The sequence below is a fragment of the Kosakonia sp. YIM B13588 genome (genome assembly GCF_042788165.1).
Lineage (GTDB): Bacteria > Pseudomonadota > Gammaproteobacteria > Enterobacterales > Enterobacteriaceae > Kosakonia > Kosakonia sacchari.
This window is the reverse complement of the sequence record NZ_JBHZPO010000001.1, coordinates 958,792-977,144: the sequence shown is the minus strand read 5'-3', so window position 1 is coordinate 977,144 and position 18,353 is coordinate 958,792. Positions and strand designations below refer to the sequence as shown.

Genomic DNA, 18,353 nt, shown 5'->3' with positions numbered 1-18,353 from the left:
TAGTTAAGCCTCTGCCGGGGAAACTCAGCGGGGGCTTTTTTACGAGGGTAACCAATGAAACTCTATATCGCTAACACCACGAAGCAGCGCCAGATCTTTTCCTACCGCAAGATTGAGACCGGTCGCCTTATTCAGATTCCGATTAACCACGGCGATCAGATGATGGTGCTGGATGGCTCAACTGAAGAAGTTGATGCAGTGGTGCAACATCACCAGGTTTACGGGCTTGTTGACTCGACGAAAATCGACCAGAGCCAGGCGTTTGTCGGCCTTTGCTACAGCCTGAACAAGCCTGTGTCAGCAGCGGTAATCGAAAAAGCGATTCGCGATAACGACATTCATCTGACGCGTGGCGCCCATGGCCGCCGCCAGGCATCCGTAGCAGCTCTGGATAGCGCGCTGCGTGACAGCGGTACCGGCTATTCCGGCGAGATGGAGGTCAGCGCAGAGCAGGCGAAAGGCCGCGAAGACAGCGAAGACAACCCGACGGTTAACGAAACTATTGTCACCGAGAAAGCCGGGAGCAAGAAAAAATGATGCCAAGCCTGTCGGGATTTATTGAATTCGTTCGAACTGACATGGGCGTGACCGCCGCGCAGGTTCCCGACGACTCGCCATCTATCTCTCTGGCGTATGGCGGCGCGATTGATTGGGTTAACCCTGATATCGCGTGCGTCATGCCGAACCTGTATTCCGTCGCCGTATATAACCTTGCGGCCTCGTTCCTGGTTAATTACGGAACTGAGCAGGTGTTTGCTGACTTCCGCAGCAAGTTCGGGCTTAACGATTTCAAAGCGGGTGTCATCACCGGCGCAGGAGATAACGCGACGAGCGCGCAAAGACTGGTGCCGGACTTTTTCAAAGACCTGTCACTGGCTGATCTACAGATGCTGCAAGACCCGTGGGGCCGTCGCTATCTGATGATTGCGCAGCAGTTCGGCAGCCTGTGGGGGCTTTCATGATCACCTTTCATCTGGGTGTTATTGATATCCCCTATGAAGACGAGAACACCACGACAGGAGACGTCGCGGAATATCTTGAAGAGAAGTACCAGATTATGCAGACGTTCTTCGACCGCTACAGTAATGACATTTCCGACCTGATGAGCAACGACCTTGCTGCCTCACTGGAAAACATGATGGCCGGTGCGCCGCCGTCAAATGACCCGCTGGCCGAGTCAATGTCGCGTATTCACGATCTGTTCGTGGCGTTTCTTGATAATCAGGAGATGGACGGCATGCCAGGCGTACCAACCCGGCGAGCTCTTCTCGGTATCTCGAAAAGGTTCAAAGAGAAGAGAGGCGAGCCAAGGGCATCTTTCATTGATACCGGGACCTATCAGGCCGCGATGCGCGCCTGGGTAAGTGGGGTGCTGAATGCCTTCCCTGAGTGAATTGCAGCAGAACGCAAAAACCGAGCTTAACGCCACCCTGACGCAGGGACTGGACGATCTGAGCAGGTTTCAGGTTGTCACTTTTACCAAGTACATCCGAAAGGTTCTGCCGCTGGATGGCTTCGTTTTCTGGGTGAAAGCGTCGATTTTGTCTGACGACCCAACCACAGAGCCGGATACGGTCCCGGTAAAAGGGTACATCCACCTCACCACGGAAACGATACAGAACGACGAGCAGCTTTTTGACCGCAACGTGGTCACGTTTACCGCGCAGGCGGACATCGACCCGTTTAACGATATCGGATCAGATGTGCTGTATATCGGTGAATTTTTTGGCATCCAGTTTTCTTTCTCCCGGCGTACCGGGCTGAACGAACCGGCCAATTTATACCATTACACCGGCGAGGCTATTTTCCCTTACATGAGGTCGCAGATCATCAACTCTGCTGACGATATCGACCTTGCTGATGTGGTGGTTTCCAGCTCACTCCCGATATGGATGGCGCTGAACCAGTACATGCCGATGTTCCCGGCTATGCTTTCCACACAGAACCTGTCGCCGCCATATGCGACGGTTAAATGCAGCAACACAGCCCCTATAGCAGGGGCTTTTTATTTGGATGAACAGCAGAACCAGTACCAACTGGTTTCAGAGGACGTGACGATCTCCGTCACCGGTTTGCGCAATGCTGGCGTTGAAGATTTCCTGCGGTATGTGCAGGAGTACACGCTAAGCGACAACACCGAAATGGGTGTTATGAACATCCCGGTGGTTCAGGACGAGCGAGTAACTCAGAACGAGCTGAACATCATCGCCATGCGCAAGACCATCAAATTCAAAGTCAACTACTACCAGCAGCGGATGCGCAATGTTGCCCGCCAGCTGATCACATCGGCAATACCGTCCATTTACCCGGAGAAATAACTAAATGGCAATTGTTAACATTAACGTGTCGGTGACGAACCCGCCGAAGCCGTCACAGCTTTTGAAATCGGGCGCCATGATTTCGGTGGGCGGTACCACCCTTGCAGCCGGTGAATACAAACTGCTTACGACGCCGAAAGATTTGGACAGCATTCTGTCGCCGGCCAAAACAATCACCGCTATTTCGTGGCTCGCGAATGTCGTCACCGTGACGCTATCTGCGCCGCATGGCTGGACAATTGGCGATACTGTTCCGCTAGTCGTTTCAGGCGTTACCCCTGCTGGGTATAACCAGTCCGTAGATGCCACTGTTACCACTACCACCCAGTTCACTTATCCTCTGGCGAGCAACCCAGGCACGGCCACTGTAATGGGTTCGGTGAAAACCGTTGTGGCAAACGAAATCATCCAGATGAACACGACGTTCTGGGCACAGGGTACAACGCGGTCGGTATATGTGCTGGAAATGGGTGAAGTAAGTTCCGCTGCGGCAGTAGCCGCACTGGCTACGTTTATTGCCAGTGACATTTCACTCGGCAACACGTACCAGAAATTCTTCTCCTACCTTGTGCCTCGCGAGTGGGACGGCGTAGCAGACTTTAAAACCCTGACTGGACTTTATACCAGTCCCGCAGCGCTGGTTTATTTTTTCGTCACCACAACCATCGCCACTTATGCGGCATGGGTAGCAACAGCAAATAAATCCGTGTTTGCAGGCGTTGAAGCCCTTGGCATTCCATCGTCTGAGTTCTCGATGGCTTTCCCGTTCCAGTCCTCGCTGGTAAACGAGCCGGGCTCATCAAACATGGTGCCACCGATGGCGTACCGTTTTGGTTACGGGGTTACCGAGTATCCGGTGGAAAACAATGGCACGCTGCTTAAACAACTCCAGGACAACAGCATCAACTACGTCGGCACCGCTGCAGAAGGTGGACTGAGTAACAAAATGCTGGTGGCTGGCCACATGCTGGACGGAAACCCGTTCAACTACTGGTACTCCGTGGCGTGGACCGCCATTAACCTTGAGCTCGACCTGGCAAACGAAATCATCAACGGGTCAAACACAACGGTTAACCCACTGTACTACGAGCAGAACGGCATCGACCGCCTGCAGCGCCGCGCCCTGAAAACACTGCGCAGCGGAATCAGTTACGGCCTGATCCTCGGGCGCGTAATCGGCACCGGCCTTACGCAGCAGGATTTCAATACTGAATACGAGAAAGGCTCGTATGCCGGTAACGCAGTGATTAACGCTGTGTCGTTCGCAAATTACACCAGCCTGAACCCGTCCGATTACGCCGCTGGAAAATACGCTGGTCTGAGCGCCGTAATGACGCCGAGACGCGGCTTCGAATCCATCACGTTTAACGTGAACGTAACCAACTTTGTAGGGGCGTAAAAAATGGCAAACCCATTAGTACCGCAGGGATTTCTTAATCGCGTTCGTGGCGGCGTATCCGTCACGGATGCTCCGGCGCTGAATGTTTCCGCCTCCTATCTGGCAAAGGAAGCCATCAGCATGCGCCCTGATGGTCCGGCAACAGACATTATTCCGACGCTGACCGGCACGGTCGGCAGCCAGTCACCATATCAGCAGGTAACGCTTACCGTTCACTTGCTGAAAACTCAAGGGCTTGGCGAGAGCTACCGCCAGCGATTTCTGACCGATACAGCACTCGGTGAGGTGGTTGTAACGCCGGATGCGGCGACATTCGGCAATATCACTTTGCTGAACTGTTACCTCGTCAACTTCAACGAAATGGCATTCAGTGGCATGGATGCTGCTTTCGTGGTGACCATCAGCGGTTACATGAACACCAACGACAACATGTGGATTTAACCTGTGAAAATCGACAAAAAACTTAACCTCGTCAGCAACATCACCCGCGATGACGGATCGATTGTGTACCTGCATATCACCCCGTTTCCGTATGAGGTGGTGGAAGAATATTGCCTGCTGCTTGGGAACCTGTTCACGAACTTCATTTCACAAGCTGGCGTACTTGGTGCCGCCCGCGTGGCGGCTATGATGTTGCGCAAGAAACTGAAGCAGGAACAGGAAGCGCTAGATGAGTTATCAAATACATCGGCAGGCCAGCAAGCACAGCCACAGAAAAGACTGACCATCGTTGATGAAATTCAGCGCCTGACCACCGTCATTTACAAAGATGACGGCGCATGGAAAACAGCGCCTTTTGACTCGGCTATGAAACAGGGGGTGATCACTCCTGACGAATACCGTGAGATCGAGGGGGAAGTGGTTTTTTTTATGGTCTCCTCTGCCATTCAGAAGCAGGAATTACTTCTGCCGACGATAGGCACAGTGATCGGTATGTTCGGTGGGCAACTTTCATCATCCAGCACTACGGAATTCCGAGATTCCTTGCAGAAATCGAATCCGGATACCAGTACCCAGCCCCAGACTGCCCAGCAGGAAACTTCATATATTCCCTCTTAGACTGGGCGTCGAATGAGGGATTCTGGAAGGTAATACGCGAAGTGACTGGTGAGGAATATGCCAGTCCTGCGCAGTATCGCCAGCGTTACATCCTTGCCGCGCTAAAAGACAGAGGTTTTTTCAATGGCAGCTAAGTCTATTGTCGAAATTGATGTAAATGACGACAAATTTGTCTCATTTATGGACAAGTTCAGAGAATATCAGGCTGCCCTTGATGATCTTCCTGAAGCATGGCGCGGTCTGGCAAATGGCACAAATGACGCCACCAAAGCGACAGAGCAGGCAAAACTCCAGGGTAATTTGCTGGCGAAGGCGTTTTCAGAGGGTGCTAACGCCATCCTTTCAATAAACAGCGGTCTGGATCGCCTGAGCGATAACCTCGAAAAGGCCCACAAGAGCCAGGACAACTTCAACAAAAAAGCCCGCGCATCGAAAGGCTTTCTCAGCGAGGCAACGAAAGATGCCAAATCGCTGGCTGGGCATATTAAAGATGCAACGGTAAGCCTGCTGTCATGGGGCGGCATTGTTGGCTTGTTCAGCGGAGTGCTGGGTGCTGGCGGTCTTTTTGGGATTAATCGTCTTGCTGGCACGGCGTCTGCACAGCGCTTTACCTCGCTTGGTCTCGGCACGAGCATTGGCGCGCTGGATTCGACAGCCATCAATTACCAGAAGGCACTGAGCAACCCGACATCAACGCTTGGCGCTATTCGCGATACTCAGATGGACCTGTCGCGCCGATGGCAGTTTCAGGCGATGGGCATTAATAACCCGGATCAGGACCCGGCAAAACTTTTGCCACAGATGATTCGCAACGCCCGCGACATCTTTGTGAAAAATGGCAGCACGTTGCAGGGTGCGCAGGCGTATGGCCTGACAAACTTCTTCTCGCTGGACGACCTTAACCGCTTCAAAAACATGAGCGATGAAGAAATCAATGCGATGGAGAAGCGAGCACAGAAAGACGCCCGCATGCTGCAAATTACCGATCAGCAGGCGCGGCAGTGGCAGGATTTTAATGTCCAGCTTGATTACAGCAACCAGAGTATTCGCAACACGTTTATTCGTGGACTCGGCCCGCTTACGCCAGCACTGACAAAACTGTCAGAGGCGCTTTCTGGTGCTATCGATACCGTGCTGAAATCTCCTGAGCTTGGAAAGTGGATCGACGGTCTTTCGAAAGGCATTGAGCGTTTCGGTAATTATCTGGCGTCGCCTGAATTTACCAAAGATGTCGACGACTTCATGACCGGCGTTCAGAAGATGGGCGCGCTGATCGGCAAGGTCTTTGACTGGGTATCAGGTAAAACAAACATCACCGTTTCAGATGTCACTTCTGGTTCGTCAATTTTAAATGGCGGACAGGTTACAGACCCTCAGACCGGAAAAATGTACACGCCAGGCGGAGATGACGATCCGCACGTCTGGTCGTGGCTGAAGGGTGTTAAACGCTTCTTCTCCAGTGGTGACGTAAAGCCGGTTGACCCGAGTCCGGCGAACGTATCAGCCAAAGGCCGGACTATTGCCGACAGGTTTAATAACCCGACAAATCTGCGCTGGGCTGAGGGGTACGGCAGGCACAACACCATGAGCGGTAATTTCGCCGTCTTCCCGTCGCTCGATGAAGGTGTGCTGGCTGCCGCCAAGCAACTGCAAATTTATGGTACGCGCGGCGTAAATACCATTCGAGATATTGCGAGCAAATGGGCTCCCTCCAACGAGAATGACACGGCCGAATATATCCGCCATGTTGTCAGAAGCACCGGAATAAACCAGGACCAGAAACTCAACCTCAATGATCCGAATGTCCTCGCGAAGCTCATTTCAGCAATGGCGTCTAAAGAGGGGGCGGGCAACCGGGTTAGCGAAGGGGCTGTCATTCAGATCTTCAACAATACCGGCGGTAACGCCATCGTTTCATCGTCACAGTTAGGGGTTACCGGATAATGGCTTTCACAAGAGAGCTTTATAAGCTCGGCTTCGAGATATCTCCGGTCATACTGTGCAACGGTGTGGCTGAGGCCATCCCCGGCGGGATGCTACCGATTGTGGCGCTGACGCAGAGCGCAAGTTTCGTTACCGGGCTGCTGGGCGGTGCGATGAACCTCACCGATCTGGATAAGTATTTCTGCCACTGGCGGCCAGTCCAGGGAGCCACGATGGTTGATTATGAAATTGCCAGATACCCTTTCGCAAACCAGTCTGTGGCCGCAAACGCACTTCTTGCTCAGCCGTTGCGGGTTGCCATGCTGATGGATGCGCCGGTGAATGAAAACACTGGTGCAATGACGAAGCTTGTCACGATGAGCGCACTCCAGGCGGTGCTTCAGGCGCACGCCAATCTCGGCGGGACGTATATCGTTGCGACCCCGTCGGTGATTTACAGCAACTGCATTCTGCGCGCAGTGAAAGATAACTCGTCAGGCAATGATCCGCTGCCGCAACGGACATGGTTATGGGATTTTGAGCAGCCACTTGTCACTGAAACCGCAGCCGATCAAGCGGTAAACAGCTTTCTCAGCAAGATTGATGGTGGCGACAAGACCAACACCAGCGCATGGACGAACACGGTTAGCGCTCTTGGCAATACCGCGCTCGGTGGCTCTGTCACTGATGCAGTCACTGGCGTGATCGGCAAGTTGCAGGGAGTATTTGGAATATGAGCACAGCATATTATCCATTTACCGGTTTAGAGCAGAAAAGTGTGACATTTTCACCAGTGCTCGACGGTACGGTTTACACCTGCCAGATGAAGTGGAACATCGCCGCCCAGCGCTGGTATCTGCTGATCACAAACTCTGCTGGCAATCCTGTTCTGAAAACGGCAGTCGTCGGGTCAACAAATTCCGGCGGCATAAACCTGATTGCCGGTGAATTCACAGCAACGACCATGATCTGGCGCGAAAAAAATGGTCAGATCGAGGTCACAAGCTGATGCGATATTACGAAGTTAATATCTTTGATGGCGACAATCTGATTAAGCAGTATTCAAGCCTGAAAAACGGTGTTTATAACCCCGGCGCGCTGATGGTGGAATTCGATATTCCACGGTTTGGCGAGTCCACGCCAGCAGGTGAAGCGCACCTTACCGTATGGGGTATAGGCCCTGTTGAAATGCAGCAGGCCAGGCAAAATCTCCATGGTAAGCGAATCCAGATTTTTGCAGGTATGTCGAAGGGATTGCCGCTGGCGGGTGTCTGGAATAAGAAACTGGCTGTCGAGGGAACAATTTTTCAGGTTTTCGGTAACTGGCAGGGAACCGAGCTGCGCCTGGATTTCATTATCGTTGCTGGTCCGGTTGCATCGTCCGCGCGCGGTGATCTTTCACCGCTGCAGGTGACCTTCCCCTGGCCTAAAGGTCAGAAGTTGTCCGTGGCGCTGACGCAATGCTTTATGCGCATCGGCGGTTACACACCAAACATCAGCATCAGTGACCGGCTTCTGCTTAATTACGATCGCCCGATGTTTTGCGGCTCTCTCGCCGAGCTGGCAAAAGACCTCAAGGCTTTTTCGCTGTCCAGAATTAAAGATGCCGGATACACCGGCGTTGAAATTGCCGTAGTGAACGGTAATGAATTGCGCGCCTGGGATAATGATTATTCCAGTCACCAGGATCAGTCGTCTAAAACGGGCGCGACAGCAAGAAGCAAAAACCCTGTCCAGATTAAATTCACTGACCTTATTGGTCAGCCGACGTGGATTCGTTTTGGCGTCATCAGCCTGGTGTGCGTTATGCGCGCTGACCTGCAGACGGGTGATCACATCCTGATGCCGCAGAAATCCAGGCCGATGATTCAGGCCTCGTCATTTTCTCAATACAGGGATGATTCGGCCTTTAATGGCGAATTTGTTGTTCAGTCAGTGAGGCTCATTGGCAACAGCAGGCAGCCAACGGCAGAGTCTTGGGTTTCTGTAATTGAGGCTTACCCAGCGGAGGCGGTCGGTAAAAAATGAGCGTTGAGCAAAAGCTTAATTTTGGCCTGAACATGAACCGCTTTACGGAAAGCAAGCTTTCTGAGGCTTTTCAGGCGGCAGGTAAAATTCTCCCGGCCAGCATCGTGAAGCAGGAAGGTAAAATGGTCACAGTGGCCTTTGAGCTACGCGACACGCCGTATGTGTTTCCTCAGGTCACCATTCCACTGTTTGGTCCGCAGTACATTCGATACCCAATGCAACCAGGAGATAAAGGAATCGTCATCCCCGGAGATACTTATCTCGGTGGGGTGAGTGGTCAGGGTGGTGGGGTAGCCGACCTTACTCCGCCGGCCAATCTAAGCGCGCTGGTTTTTCTGCCGGTCAGCAACACCGAATGGGACTCAGTTGATGGGCAGGTAGTGACAATTTACGGCCCTGAAGGGGTAACAATACGCGACCAGGCGAACAATTCCACGTTTCTTTTAACCCCGGACAGTATAGCAATACAGACGGTCAATCAGTTCAAAGTCACCGTTGGTGATACCGTCCTTACGCTTACACAGGGCATGTGGAGCCTGACAGGAACGGCGGGGAAACTTGAAGATTCAACCGCCAGTACAAGCCCAGCCATTATGCACGCCGGGTGGGCTGCCATGGTGACATGGTTGAATACCCACGCCCATACAAACGGTAATGGCGGAGCAAACACAGGCTCTCCAACCACATCTTTCAGCGGGAACATCACAGAATGAGAACCTATGGCCGAAACGCAGAAGGTAAGTGGGTTCTGATTGAGCCAGACGAAAACGGGTTCAATGATTCTATTTACCTGACCACTTTAATTCAGAATCTTAAACTGGCGCCGCAGGAGTCGCCGTTCTTCGCGAACAATGGCATCCCGGCAAACAGCTCTGTTATTCAGCAGGTTTTGCCAACGTATTATGTTAACCGCCTGCAGCGGCAGTTCAGCCAGTATTTTTCATCCCTGCAAATTGCACTGGTCAGTGATGATCCTCCCGTATACAACATTTCGGCCATTACCAACGCCGGATCGAAAATTATCACAACGGTGAATGTATGAGTGATTTGTCTGTCAGCTACAATGCTACCGGTCCGGTGCCAAAAACTTCTGAAGAACTGCGCAGCCAGTTGGTTACTCAGGCCACTGCACTATCACCGGGACTTACGACAGATTTGCCCGGTTCGCTGATAGAGGACATTGTCAGCACTGATGTAGGCGCGCTGATAATCTGTGACCAGATTCGTGTCGATCTTATCAACTCTGTTGGCCCACTGAAGGCTAACCAGTATATGTTGAATTTACTGGCGCAGCAGTCAGGTATTGCGGCACAAAAAACGCAGGGCTCCACAACTGTCCCGGTAACGTTTAGTGGCCCGGCTGGATTTGTGCTTCCTGAAGGATTTCTTGTCAGCGATGGCACTTACACCTATGCGCTCAATGACGCGACAATTATTCCCGCATCCGGCGTAAGCTCAGCTGCTACCTGCGAAGCTACCACTACCGGCTCATGGTCTGTTCCGGTGGGGTCGGTTAATCAGGTCATTACCAGTCTTCCTTCCGACATCACCATTTCCTGTACAAATCTGGTTGCTGGTACGCCCGGCGGCGCGGCGGAAACACTCTATGAATTCCGGGAACGAGTATGGGAAGGGCAGATGTCCACCGTGCAGGGCTATCCTGGGTTTATCCGCCAGAAGCTTACTGACGTGAATAACGTGCAGGCCAGAATGGTTTCAGTCGTTCAGGCTGGCGATCACTGGGTGATTATGTGTGGCGGTGGAGATATTTATGAAATGGCTGCTGCCATTTATAAATCAGCAGGCGACATCAGCCGGTTGAAAGGCGCCGACCTGAATATTATTGGCATCACGAATGCCAACCCCGGCGTCGTGACAACCGATATCACACATGGTTTTTCAACCGGGCAGATCATCAACGTTACCGGCGTAACCGGCATGTCCGGGATCAATAACGTGCCACTCACTATAACGGCGCTGACACCACACACATTTTCGATTGGCCTCAACACCACTTCTTCCGGCGCCTGGACTGGCGGCGGGTTGGTAACTCCTAACCTCAGGAATAATGTTGTCACGGTAAATGACTGGCCTGACGACTACCTGATACCTTTTGTGATCCCTTTGCAGCAACTGGTAACCATCAAATTTGAGTGGTCTACGGAAGGAGCTAATTACCTGACCGATGCCACGGTGGCATCTCTTGTTTCTGCGCCGGTTATTCAATATGTAAATGGAATTTTTGCTGGCAAACCGATGAATTTAAACAGCATCAAAGATGTTTTTCTTCAGTCGGTAAATGACACGATTGATATGAGCCTGATCACAACTCTTAATGTCGTTGTAACTGTAAATGGCATCATCACACCTGCAGATGCGGGGACAAACATTATCAGTGGCGATCCGTACAGCTACTGGTTCATTGCCTCTGATGGCGTGATCGTGGATGGAATATAAGATGCTTGACGAAATCATTAAATCCTATCTGTACACGCAGTATAACGACGATGATGATATCCGGGCTTTTGTTACTGCTTACAACGCGATGGCGCAGGACATTTACTCATGGATGCTGAACGCTAACCTTCCAATTTTTGTCGGCGGTTATAATGCCGGTGATCAACTCAGATGGATTGCGCGCGGCATTTATGGAGTAAAACCTCCAGTACTGGTAAGTGCAAAGCAACAGGCATTTGGTCCGTATAACGAGCTGAACTTTAACCAACTGGCTTTTAACGTCAGGAAGGTGGTGAACGATTCCGAGCAGGTTGTCGTATCAGATGACATGTTTAAACGAATTATGACATGGAATTTTTATAAAGGAGATGGCTTTAATTTCACCATACCGTGGCTCAAACGGAGAATTATGCGTTTTCTGACAGGGGTTGATGGTGTTGATGTCATCAACGACCAACGGTGGAGCATATCAGTGTTGTTTTCTGGTTCCGGGGCGAGTATTTCGATCGTGAAAGGGTACAGAAAGTTAACTGACGCATCTTTATTCAATAATTTTTCTTACAACACGCAATCATTTAACCAGAAGAAAAGTGTATTCATAAAAAGCACCAACTATGACTTTGCGTCATTGTTTAAACAGGCTTTTGATAGCGGACTTCTTCACATGCCATTTTATCAGCCTGTTTCCGTTAGCATCATTGGATGATCACATAACGACTTCATCAACGCGTTTTTTACTTGATTTATCTGCTTTAATTAAATGGTAGTTTCTTCTGTCTATCGCCATGTCCATATAAAATTTTAAACATTGACAGATGACCGCAAGCAATATTATTAAAAACAAAAGAGCAACGCTAAATTTTATGTTTTCAAATGGAGGGATACCATCCTGAATCCACATGTTAAATATTAGCGTAATAAGGAAAAATGACAGCATTATTGTGATTGCGCTGAATGAAGAGAGAAGTAACTTTGTAATGGCTACTGATAAATTATTCATGATTTTATCCTGATAATTGAGTTGATAAATACTACCACCATAAATCCGCCTTCCGGCGGTTTTTTTATGCCAAAATCCCGGAGGATAAATGGCTCTCACACTCTTGGCCGCAAATAACGCGCAGACCGTTCTTGCGGCAGGCCTTAGTGCCTCTGCAACAACTTTGACCGTTAACACTGGAACCGGAAATCTTTTTCCATCCCCGGTGTCAGGGACCAGTTTTTTCAAACTGACCCTTGTCGATGCCGCGACCGGACAATTAACTGAAATTATTCACGTCACAGCACGGACAGGTGACGTAATGACGGTTGAGCGCGCGCAGGAAGGTACCACTGCAAGGGCCTGGTCCGTAAACGACATTGCTGCAAATATGATGACCGCTGGAACGCTGAGCTATGTTCTTACTAACTTCCAGCCTTTGGACGCAACGCTGAGCGCCATTGCCGCATTAGCAACCGCAGCCAACAAGCTTCCTTACTTCACCGGCGTTGATACTACATCGACAACAGATCTGACAAGCACAGGCCGTGATGTAATCGGGCAGACCTCTATAGCAAACCTTCTAACATACCTTGGACTGGGAGCCGCAGCAAAACTTCCATCCCCAACGTTTACCACCGGCACTGGCTACACGCTGTTTAAGTCACCTTATTATGATGGCGCAACGGTACGCTGGTTCGCTACTTTATCTATGTCAGTAACGCCGCCAGACCTGACTAATAACCAGTCTTTCTCTGCAACGTTCCCTATTGCTTTCTCCAGTGATGTGAGGGCAGTCTTATCAAGTGCGAGCGGAGAGCTTACCAGCACTGCTGTGGTGCAGGATTTAGGCTGCGCAATATTTTCTTTAAGCACAACGGGTATGGTAATCATATCAAGATGGGGAGCTAGAGCGGCTTCGAATGGTGATTTTCAATTTATTGTGACGGGGATTATGAATGCCTAAATATTTTACAGCAGGAACAACTCCCCCTGGGTTTTTTGAAACCAGGCCGGAAATTGATAGCGTTGAAATTACCGATGAACTTTGGCAGGAGATGATGACGGCGCAGGCGGCAGGGCGGAAGATTATTGCTGGCGCTGACGGGATGCCAGCGCTAGAAGAAATCCCACCTCTTACGTCAGATATTCTTTACGAGAAGGAGCTGAATGAACTCAATTTGGATTACGAGAAAGACGTTTCAGTCCTTGTACTGAAGTACTCAAGGGCTGGGCTTTTCGACGGCAGCACAGAAGAATCGAAGAAAGCTGAGCTTTTTACCGCCCTTCAGGCAAGGAAAACGAAGTATTCAAACGACTTAGATGCACTTGATATTAAATATGGAGCCTAATTATGACAATTAATGAAGTGCAGGAAATCACACCACCGGCGCAGTGTCCTAACTGCCTGGAGTCTGGCACCGTATCGGTTATTACCAAAACTATTGGTGGTGTTACGCGTTATTACTTTCAGTGCTCTTCCTGCGGGTACAGATGGCCAGTCCCGCAAAGCTAATAGCTTAAAGCATTAGCTATAAATTTTTTTACCCTCCTAACTTCTTCTCTCAAAAAGAAAACCAGCCTTCTTCTGGTTCCCGCCAACCGAAACGGTATTGATCTGCGCTTCAAAAATAACTACTGTTTATGCATACAGTATTGTTTGAGAGGTTCAGATCATGCCGCGCCAGTACGAAATCAAAGCCGCATTCGTTGCGGCCGTTCAACTAAACCCAAAGGGATACAAGTGCCTGCGCACCGCAGACTTCATACGGGAGCTTAACGCGCGCAACTGGCATTTCAGTGAGCGAGATGCAAATGACTGGATAGAGCGCTATCAGCCTTACTTCGTGGACAAGACGCCTGATGTAAGCGATAACCGCCTCTGGATGCTTCGCAATATGGGGAGTATTCAATAATGGGCTTTCCGTCACCAGCCGCTGATTATGCTCAGCGAGCACTTACCGTTGACTACCTGTGTCAGATGGATGCCAATTGCCGGATCATCGAAACAGACTCAGGGTATGCGGTGATAGATCTGTCAGCACGTCCAGGAGAGGGCGAAACGGTACTGGCAACGTTCGATGGTCGCGCGCAATTCGCTAAGTGGATGGGCGGGGCGCTGATTACTGAGGACGGGGAAGCGATTGAAGGTGAGGCGCTGGATGGCGTTATAGTGCATGGATTGCTGACGTACACCATAAACCGGGTTCATGACGACGATAGCGTGGTGTAATGGGGCATGTATGGGGCAAAAAATTAGCGCAAAACAACTCAAAACCACTGAAGGCGTCGATTCGTCTTGCGCTAATGCATTGCTTTTTACCTGCTTTCTTTTCACTTCAACGCAGTATCAAAATTAACTACTGCCTGTTCTTAATAAGCCGGAATGGGCTGACTAACGAAAACGTCATAAATAACCGAGACAATCAGTAGCCAGCAGGGCAGCGAAAAGTGAAGAACAGCTTTCTTGTCGCGGGGGCGCTTTAGGATCAGCAAGCTGACGAAAATGCTGAACAGACAGGCGAGCAACAGCCCGCTAAGAAGCGCACTTGCGGCAGCAATATGCAGGGCCACATAGAGAATAAAAGAAGAGACAATGGCGAACAGCCTAATCTTCCGCGTAAAAAAGACCGTCCCTGATGCGAAGTAAATGAGTGCAATAACGCCAGCCATCCGAATCGTCCTTTTCCCTGTCAGTATTCATCTTTGCGGATGTTGCCTTTACCTGGAATCCGCCCAAAAAAAACGCTCCCGAAGGAGCGCTCTGTTAGCGGCCAAACAGGTCGCGTTTTTTCGGTTTGAACGGCTGGGCAATCAGCACCAGCAGCGCAACAACCAGATAAGCGACAAAAATGCCCAGTAACCACTGCGGCATTTCCAGCGTCAGGAATGACCACTGGCGCTCGGCACAGTCGCCGGACGCAACAAACACCTGCGGCAGCCACTTATCAAGCGGCAGCCAGCTGGGAAAACGAGCGGCAAAATCGCACGTCATAAACGGCGAGGGATGTAACTGGATCATGGTATGTTCCCAGGCCAACTGGATGCCGCGCCACGCGCTGTAGATCCAGATAGCCAGAGCGACATAACGTAACGGCGTTTTCGGCGCAATGGCCCCGACTATACCCGCGCCCATGACGCCAAAAAGCGCGCTGCGTTCATAAATGCACAGGACGCAAGGTTTAAGCAGCATGACATGCTGGAACCACAATGCGACCATTTCCAGCGCAAACGCTGTTAGCGCCATCAAAATCCAGGCGCCGCGCCCATGTGAGCACCCGTTTAAATATCGCAACATAATCATTTCCCTGGGAGATGCGTAGACAAAGCAGTGTAAACGAAATCATTGCGCAGGCCACTAGCGGGCAAAAAAATAATGCGTAATCGAATGTTTATCATGCGGAAAGTCAAACCCGGCAACAAAACACTGCTATTTCCACAACAAAATATCCTGCGCGCTGCGGCGCAAAAATTTCAGATGAAAGCCCTGCTGCTTTTACGGATAAGCGTTGTTAAATCGCCAAAATGGATCCTCGATCCCCTTTTTTCTTCATGAGGTACGCTACCTGCACCGGGTGCGGTCTGGTATGATGAGTGTCCTTTGCTTAGCTGTGTAATGGAAATCTCTCTATGGTCATTAAGGCGCAGAGCCCGGCGGGTTTCGCGGAAGAGTACATCATTGAAAGTATCTGGAATAGTCGTTTCCCTCCGGGGTCGATCCTTCCGGCTGAACGCGAACTCTCTGAACTGATTGGCGTCACTCGTACCACATTGCGTGAAGTTTTACAGCGCCTCGCCCGTGATGGCTGGCTGACAATTCAGCACGGCAAACCAACAAAAGTGAACAACTTCTGGGAAACCTCCGGGCTGAATATTCTGGAAACGCTGGCGCGTCTGGATCACGAAAGTGTCCCGCAACTGATCGATAATCTGCTCTCAGTGCGTACCAACATTTCCACGATTTTTATCCGTACCGCGTTTCGTCAGCATCCGGAAGACGCTCTGAAAGTGCTGGCCAGCGCGCGTGAAGTTGAAGATCATGCCGATGCCTTTGCAGACCTGGATTACAACATTTTCCGCGGTCTGGCCTTTGCATCCGGTAACCCAATTTATGGTTTGATCCTTAACGGAATGAAAGGGTTATATACGCGAATTGGTCGCCACTATTTCTCAAGCCCGGAAGCCCGCAGCCTGGCGCTTGGCTTCTACCACCAGCTGGCGCAGGTGTGTGAAGAGGCGCAGCATGACAAAGTCTACGAAGTCGTGCGCCGCTATGGTCATGATAGTGGTGAGATCTGGCATCGGATGCAGAAAACGATGCCGGGCGATTTAGCCTTACAAAGCCGATAAGCAAAGAAAACCCCTCATCAGAGGGGTTTTTCATTACAGGCTGTTGGGGCGGGACGGACAGCGTTCCAGTAACTCCACACTGCCATCTTCGTTTTGCTGTTCCAGCAACACATCGAAACCCCACAAACGGTGCACATGTTTCAGCACTTCGCGGCGACCCTTATCGAGCGGTGCGCGGTTGTGCGGAATATAGCGCAACGTCAGCGAACGGTCGCCGCGCAGATCGACATTCCACACCTGGATGTTGGGCTCAAGATTACTGAGATTATATTGTGACGACAGTTTCGAGCGGATCTCCCGGTAACCCTCTTCATTATGGATAGCGGCAATCTCAAGATAATTGTTACGGTCATCATCCAGCACGGTAAAGAAGCGGAAATCACGCATGATCTTCGGCGACATAAACTGGCTGATAAAGCTCTCATCTTTAAAATCGCGCATCGCGAAGTGCAGCGTTTCCAGCCAGTCCGAACCGGCAATATCCGGGAACCAGTAACGATCTTCATCCGTGGGCGACTGGCAAATACGCTTAATATCCTGGAACATCGCAAAGCCCAGCGCATACGGGTTAATACCGCTGTACCACGGGCTGTTATAAGGCGGCTGGAAGACCACATTGGTATGGCTGTGCAAAAATTCCAGCATAAAGCGGTCGGTCACTTTACCTTCGTCATACAGGTGGTTAAGGATGGTGTAGTGCCAGAATGTCGCCCAACCTTCGTTCATCACCTGCGTCTGTTTTTGCGGGTAGAAATATTGGCTCACTTTACGCACAATGCGCAGGATCTCGCGTTGCCACGACTCCAGTAACGGCGCATTTTTTTCCATAAAGTAGAGCAAGTTTTCCTGCGGCTCCGCCGGATAGCGACGCGCCTGCGCGATGGTAATTTCTTCTTCGCGTTTTGGCAGCGTGCGCCACAGCATATTCACCTGGCTTTGCAGATACTCTTCACGACTTTTCTGCCGCGCTTTCTCCTCCTGCAACGAGATTTTCTGCGGGCGTTTATAGCGATCCACGCCGTAATTCATCAGCGCATGGCATGAGTCGAGTAACTTTTCCACTTCGTCCACACCGTAGCGCTCTTCACAATCGGTGATGTATTTACGCGCGAAAATCAGGTAGTCGACAATCGAACTGGCATCGGTCCAGCTGCGGAATAAGTAATTGTTCTTAAAGAAAGAGTTATGGCCATAACAGGCGTGTGCCATCACCAGCGCTTGCATGGTAATGGTGTTCTCTTCCATCAGATAAGCGATGCAGGGATTAGAGTTGATGACTATCTCGTAGGCCAGTCCCTGTTGCCCATGTTTATAAAGTCGCTCGGTTTCGATAAATTTCTTCCCGAACGACCAGTGAGGGTAATTGATCGGCATACCGACGCTGGAGTAAGCGTCCATCATCTGTTCTGAGGTGATCACTTCGATTTGGTGCGGATAGGTATCCAGCCGATAAAGTTTCGCCACCCGGTCAATCTCCGCCAGGTAATCATCCAGCAGTTCGAAAGTCCAGTCGGGTCCATCGCTCAGACGAATAGAATCCTTATTCATTGAGTCAATCGTAGCCATTAGCGCGCCCTCGTTGTTAACGACACTCTCTGTATGGAGCGTCTCATTTCAAGCATAGAACACGCAATTAAATCTGTACTTAAGTCATAAATTTTTCTTCGCGATTTTTCATCATATCAACGGCGTAAATACCAATTGTTTCGAAATATTATGCTGCGGCGAAAAGTCGCGCAGCAGGAGATGCTAAATAACAGAAACCCTTGTCATACGGCGAAGCTGTGAGGAAGCTCACCATAAAAAAGCCGTATGTTGAATAATATTTTCATCTGGGTTA

General features: G+C 50.6%; 24 protein-coding genes. 20 read left to right on the top strand and 4 right to left on the bottom strand.

What is annotated here, in order from left to right:
* The first annotated feature begins 54 nt into the window (after positions 1-54).
* The 15 genes from ACFX4U_RS04575 to ACFX4U_RS04505 all read left to right on the top strand — a co-directional run bounded on the left by ACFX4U_RS04575 (position 55) and on the right by ACFX4U_RS04505 (position 11,890).
* Positions 55-537, top strand: a complete 483-nt coding sequence (locus tag ACFX4U_RS04575) for a hypothetical protein (RefSeq protein WP_380218245.1) — start codon at positions 55-57, stop codon at positions 535-537.
* A complete protein-coding gene (locus ACFX4U_RS04570) occupies positions 534-962 on the top strand; it encodes a hypothetical protein (RefSeq protein ID WP_380218247.1) in 429 nt (142 codons plus the stop codon). Before ACFX4U_RS04575 ends, ACFX4U_RS04570 begins: the two co-directional genes overlap by 4 nt.
* The gene (locus tag ACFX4U_RS04565) at positions 959-1,393 is read left to right on the top strand and encodes a hypothetical protein (RefSeq protein WP_380218249.1); all 435 of its coding nucleotides are present in this window, start codon (positions 959-961) and stop codon (positions 1,391-1,393) included. Before ACFX4U_RS04570 ends, ACFX4U_RS04565 begins: the two co-directional genes overlap by 4 nt.
* Positions 1,377-2,318 (top strand): hypothetical protein, encoded by a 942-nt coding sequence (locus tag ACFX4U_RS04560; protein ID WP_380218251.1) that lies wholly within the window; start codon positions 1,377-1,379, stop codon positions 2,316-2,318. The genes ACFX4U_RS04565 and ACFX4U_RS04560 overlap by 17 nt, the downstream gene beginning before the upstream one ends.
* Before the next feature lie 4 nt (positions 2,319-2,322).
* Positions 2,323-3,717, top strand: a complete 1,395-nt coding sequence (locus ACFX4U_RS04555) for a hypothetical protein (RefSeq protein WP_380218253.1) — start codon at positions 2,323-2,325, stop codon at positions 3,715-3,717.
* Between the two features lie 3 nt (positions 3,718-3,720).
* On the top strand, positions 3,721-4,158 hold the full coding sequence (locus tag ACFX4U_RS04550) for a hypothetical protein (RefSeq protein WP_380218255.1): 438 nt from the start codon (positions 3,721-3,723) through the stop codon (positions 4,156-4,158).
* A gap of 3 nt (positions 4,159-4,161) precedes the next feature.
* On the top strand, positions 4,162-4,776 hold the full coding sequence (locus tag ACFX4U_RS04545; RefSeq protein WP_380218256.1) for a hypothetical protein: 615 nt from the start codon (positions 4,162-4,164) through the stop codon (positions 4,774-4,776).
* Between the two features lie 123 nt (positions 4,777-4,899).
* Complete coding sequence (locus tag ACFX4U_RS04540) at positions 4,900-6,720, top strand: hypothetical protein (protein ID WP_380218258.1); 1,821 nt, start codon at positions 4,900-4,902, stop codon at positions 6,718-6,720.
* The gene (locus tag ACFX4U_RS04535) at positions 6,720-7,436 is read left to right on the top strand and encodes a hypothetical protein (RefSeq protein WP_380218260.1); all 717 of its coding nucleotides are present in this window, start codon (positions 6,720-6,722) and stop codon (positions 7,434-7,436) included. The genes ACFX4U_RS04540 and ACFX4U_RS04535 overlap by 1 nt, the downstream gene beginning before the upstream one ends.
* A complete protein-coding gene (locus tag ACFX4U_RS04530; protein WP_380218262.1) occupies positions 7,433-7,708 on the top strand; it encodes a phage baseplate plug protein in 276 nt (91 codons plus the stop codon). The genes ACFX4U_RS04535 and ACFX4U_RS04530 overlap by 4 nt, the downstream gene beginning before the upstream one ends.
* Positions 7,708-8,727, top strand: a complete 1,020-nt coding sequence (locus ACFX4U_RS04525; RefSeq protein ID WP_380218264.1) for a hypothetical protein — start codon at positions 7,708-7,710, stop codon at positions 8,725-8,727. The genes ACFX4U_RS04530 and ACFX4U_RS04525 overlap by 1 nt, the downstream gene beginning before the upstream one ends.
* Entirely contained in the window at positions 8,724-9,440 is a 717-nt protein-coding gene (locus ACFX4U_RS04520) for a hypothetical protein (protein WP_380218266.1), read from the top strand. Before ACFX4U_RS04525 ends, ACFX4U_RS04520 begins: the two co-directional genes overlap by 4 nt.
* The gene (locus tag ACFX4U_RS04515) at positions 9,437-9,769 is read left to right on the top strand and encodes a hypothetical protein (RefSeq protein ID WP_065368248.1); all 333 of its coding nucleotides are present in this window, start codon (positions 9,437-9,439) and stop codon (positions 9,767-9,769) included. Before ACFX4U_RS04520 ends, ACFX4U_RS04515 begins: the two co-directional genes overlap by 4 nt.
* Positions 9,766-11,184, top strand: a complete 1,419-nt coding sequence (locus ACFX4U_RS04510) for a ubiquitin-activating E1 FCCH domain-containing protein (RefSeq protein WP_380218268.1) — start codon at positions 9,766-9,768, stop codon at positions 11,182-11,184. The genes ACFX4U_RS04515 and ACFX4U_RS04510 overlap by 4 nt, the downstream gene beginning before the upstream one ends.
* A gap of 1 nt (position 11,185) precedes the next feature.
* Positions 11,186-11,890 carry a hypothetical protein gene (locus ACFX4U_RS04505; protein WP_380218270.1) on the top strand — a complete coding sequence of 235 codons (705 nt, stop codon included), beginning with the start codon at positions 11,186-11,188 and terminating at the stop codon, positions 11,888-11,890.
* Here the strand turns inward: ACFX4U_RS04505 and ACFX4U_RS04500 are convergent, their stop codons facing one another.
* On the bottom strand, positions 11,891-12,412 hold the full coding sequence (locus ACFX4U_RS04500) for a hypothetical protein (protein WP_380218272.1): 522 nt from the start codon (positions 12,410-12,412) through the stop codon (positions 11,891-11,893). It lies immediately after the preceding gene.
* Positions 12,413-12,485: 73 nt separating this feature from the next.
* Here ACFX4U_RS04500 and ACFX4U_RS04495 point away from each other — a divergent pair, with 73 nt between their 5' ends.
* The 4 genes from ACFX4U_RS04495 to ACFX4U_RS04480 all read left to right on the top strand — a co-directional run bounded on the left by ACFX4U_RS04495 (position 12,486) and on the right by ACFX4U_RS04480 (position 14,396).
* Positions 12,486-13,130 carry a hypothetical protein gene (locus ACFX4U_RS04495; RefSeq protein ID WP_380218274.1) on the top strand — a complete coding sequence of 215 codons (645 nt, stop codon included), beginning with the start codon at positions 12,486-12,488 and terminating at the stop codon, positions 13,128-13,130.
* Positions 13,123-13,515, top strand: coding sequence for a hypothetical protein (locus ACFX4U_RS04490; RefSeq protein ID WP_380218276.1), 393 nt, complete (start codon positions 13,123-13,125; stop codon positions 13,513-13,515). Before ACFX4U_RS04495 ends, ACFX4U_RS04490 begins: the two co-directional genes overlap by 8 nt.
* Positions 13,516-13,839: 324 nt before the next feature.
* The gene (locus ACFX4U_RS04485; protein ID WP_380218278.1) at positions 13,840-14,079 is read left to right on the top strand and encodes a hypothetical protein; all 240 of its coding nucleotides are present in this window, start codon (positions 13,840-13,842) and stop codon (positions 14,077-14,079) included.
* A 110-nt stretch (positions 14,080-14,189) separates the two neighbouring features.
* Positions 14,190-14,396, top strand: a complete 207-nt coding sequence (locus tag ACFX4U_RS04480; RefSeq protein ID WP_380218279.1) for a hypothetical protein — start codon at positions 14,190-14,192, stop codon at positions 14,394-14,396.
* Positions 14,397-14,536: 140 nt separating this feature from the next.
* Here ACFX4U_RS04480 and ACFX4U_RS04475 read toward each other — a convergent pair whose 3' ends face one another.
* A complete protein-coding gene (locus tag ACFX4U_RS04475; RefSeq protein ID WP_313507655.1) occupies positions 14,537-14,836 on the bottom strand; it encodes a hypothetical protein in 300 nt (99 codons plus the stop codon).
* A 94-nt stretch (positions 14,837-14,930) separates the two neighbouring features.
* Positions 14,931-15,461 carry a disulfide bond formation protein DsbB gene (gene dsbB / locus ACFX4U_RS04470; protein ID WP_017456997.1) on the bottom strand — a complete coding sequence of 177 codons (531 nt, stop codon included), beginning with the start codon at positions 15,459-15,461 and terminating at the stop codon, positions 14,931-14,933.
* A 332-nt stretch (positions 15,462-15,793) separates the two neighbouring features.
* On the opposite strand from dsbB, the gene fadR reads away from it, so the two are divergent.
* On the top strand, positions 15,794-16,513 hold the full coding sequence (fadR, locus tag ACFX4U_RS04465; RefSeq protein WP_017456999.1) for a fatty acid metabolism transcriptional regulator FadR: 720 nt from the start codon (positions 15,794-15,796) through the stop codon (positions 16,511-16,513).
* Positions 16,514-16,546: 33 nt separating this feature from the next.
* Here the strand turns inward: fadR and ACFX4U_RS04460 are convergent, their stop codons facing one another.
* On the bottom strand, positions 16,547-18,079 hold the full coding sequence (locus ACFX4U_RS04460) for a SpoVR family protein (protein ID WP_305735765.1): 1,533 nt from the start codon (positions 18,077-18,079) through the stop codon (positions 16,547-16,549).
* Between the last annotated feature and the right edge of the window lie 274 nt (positions 18,080-18,353).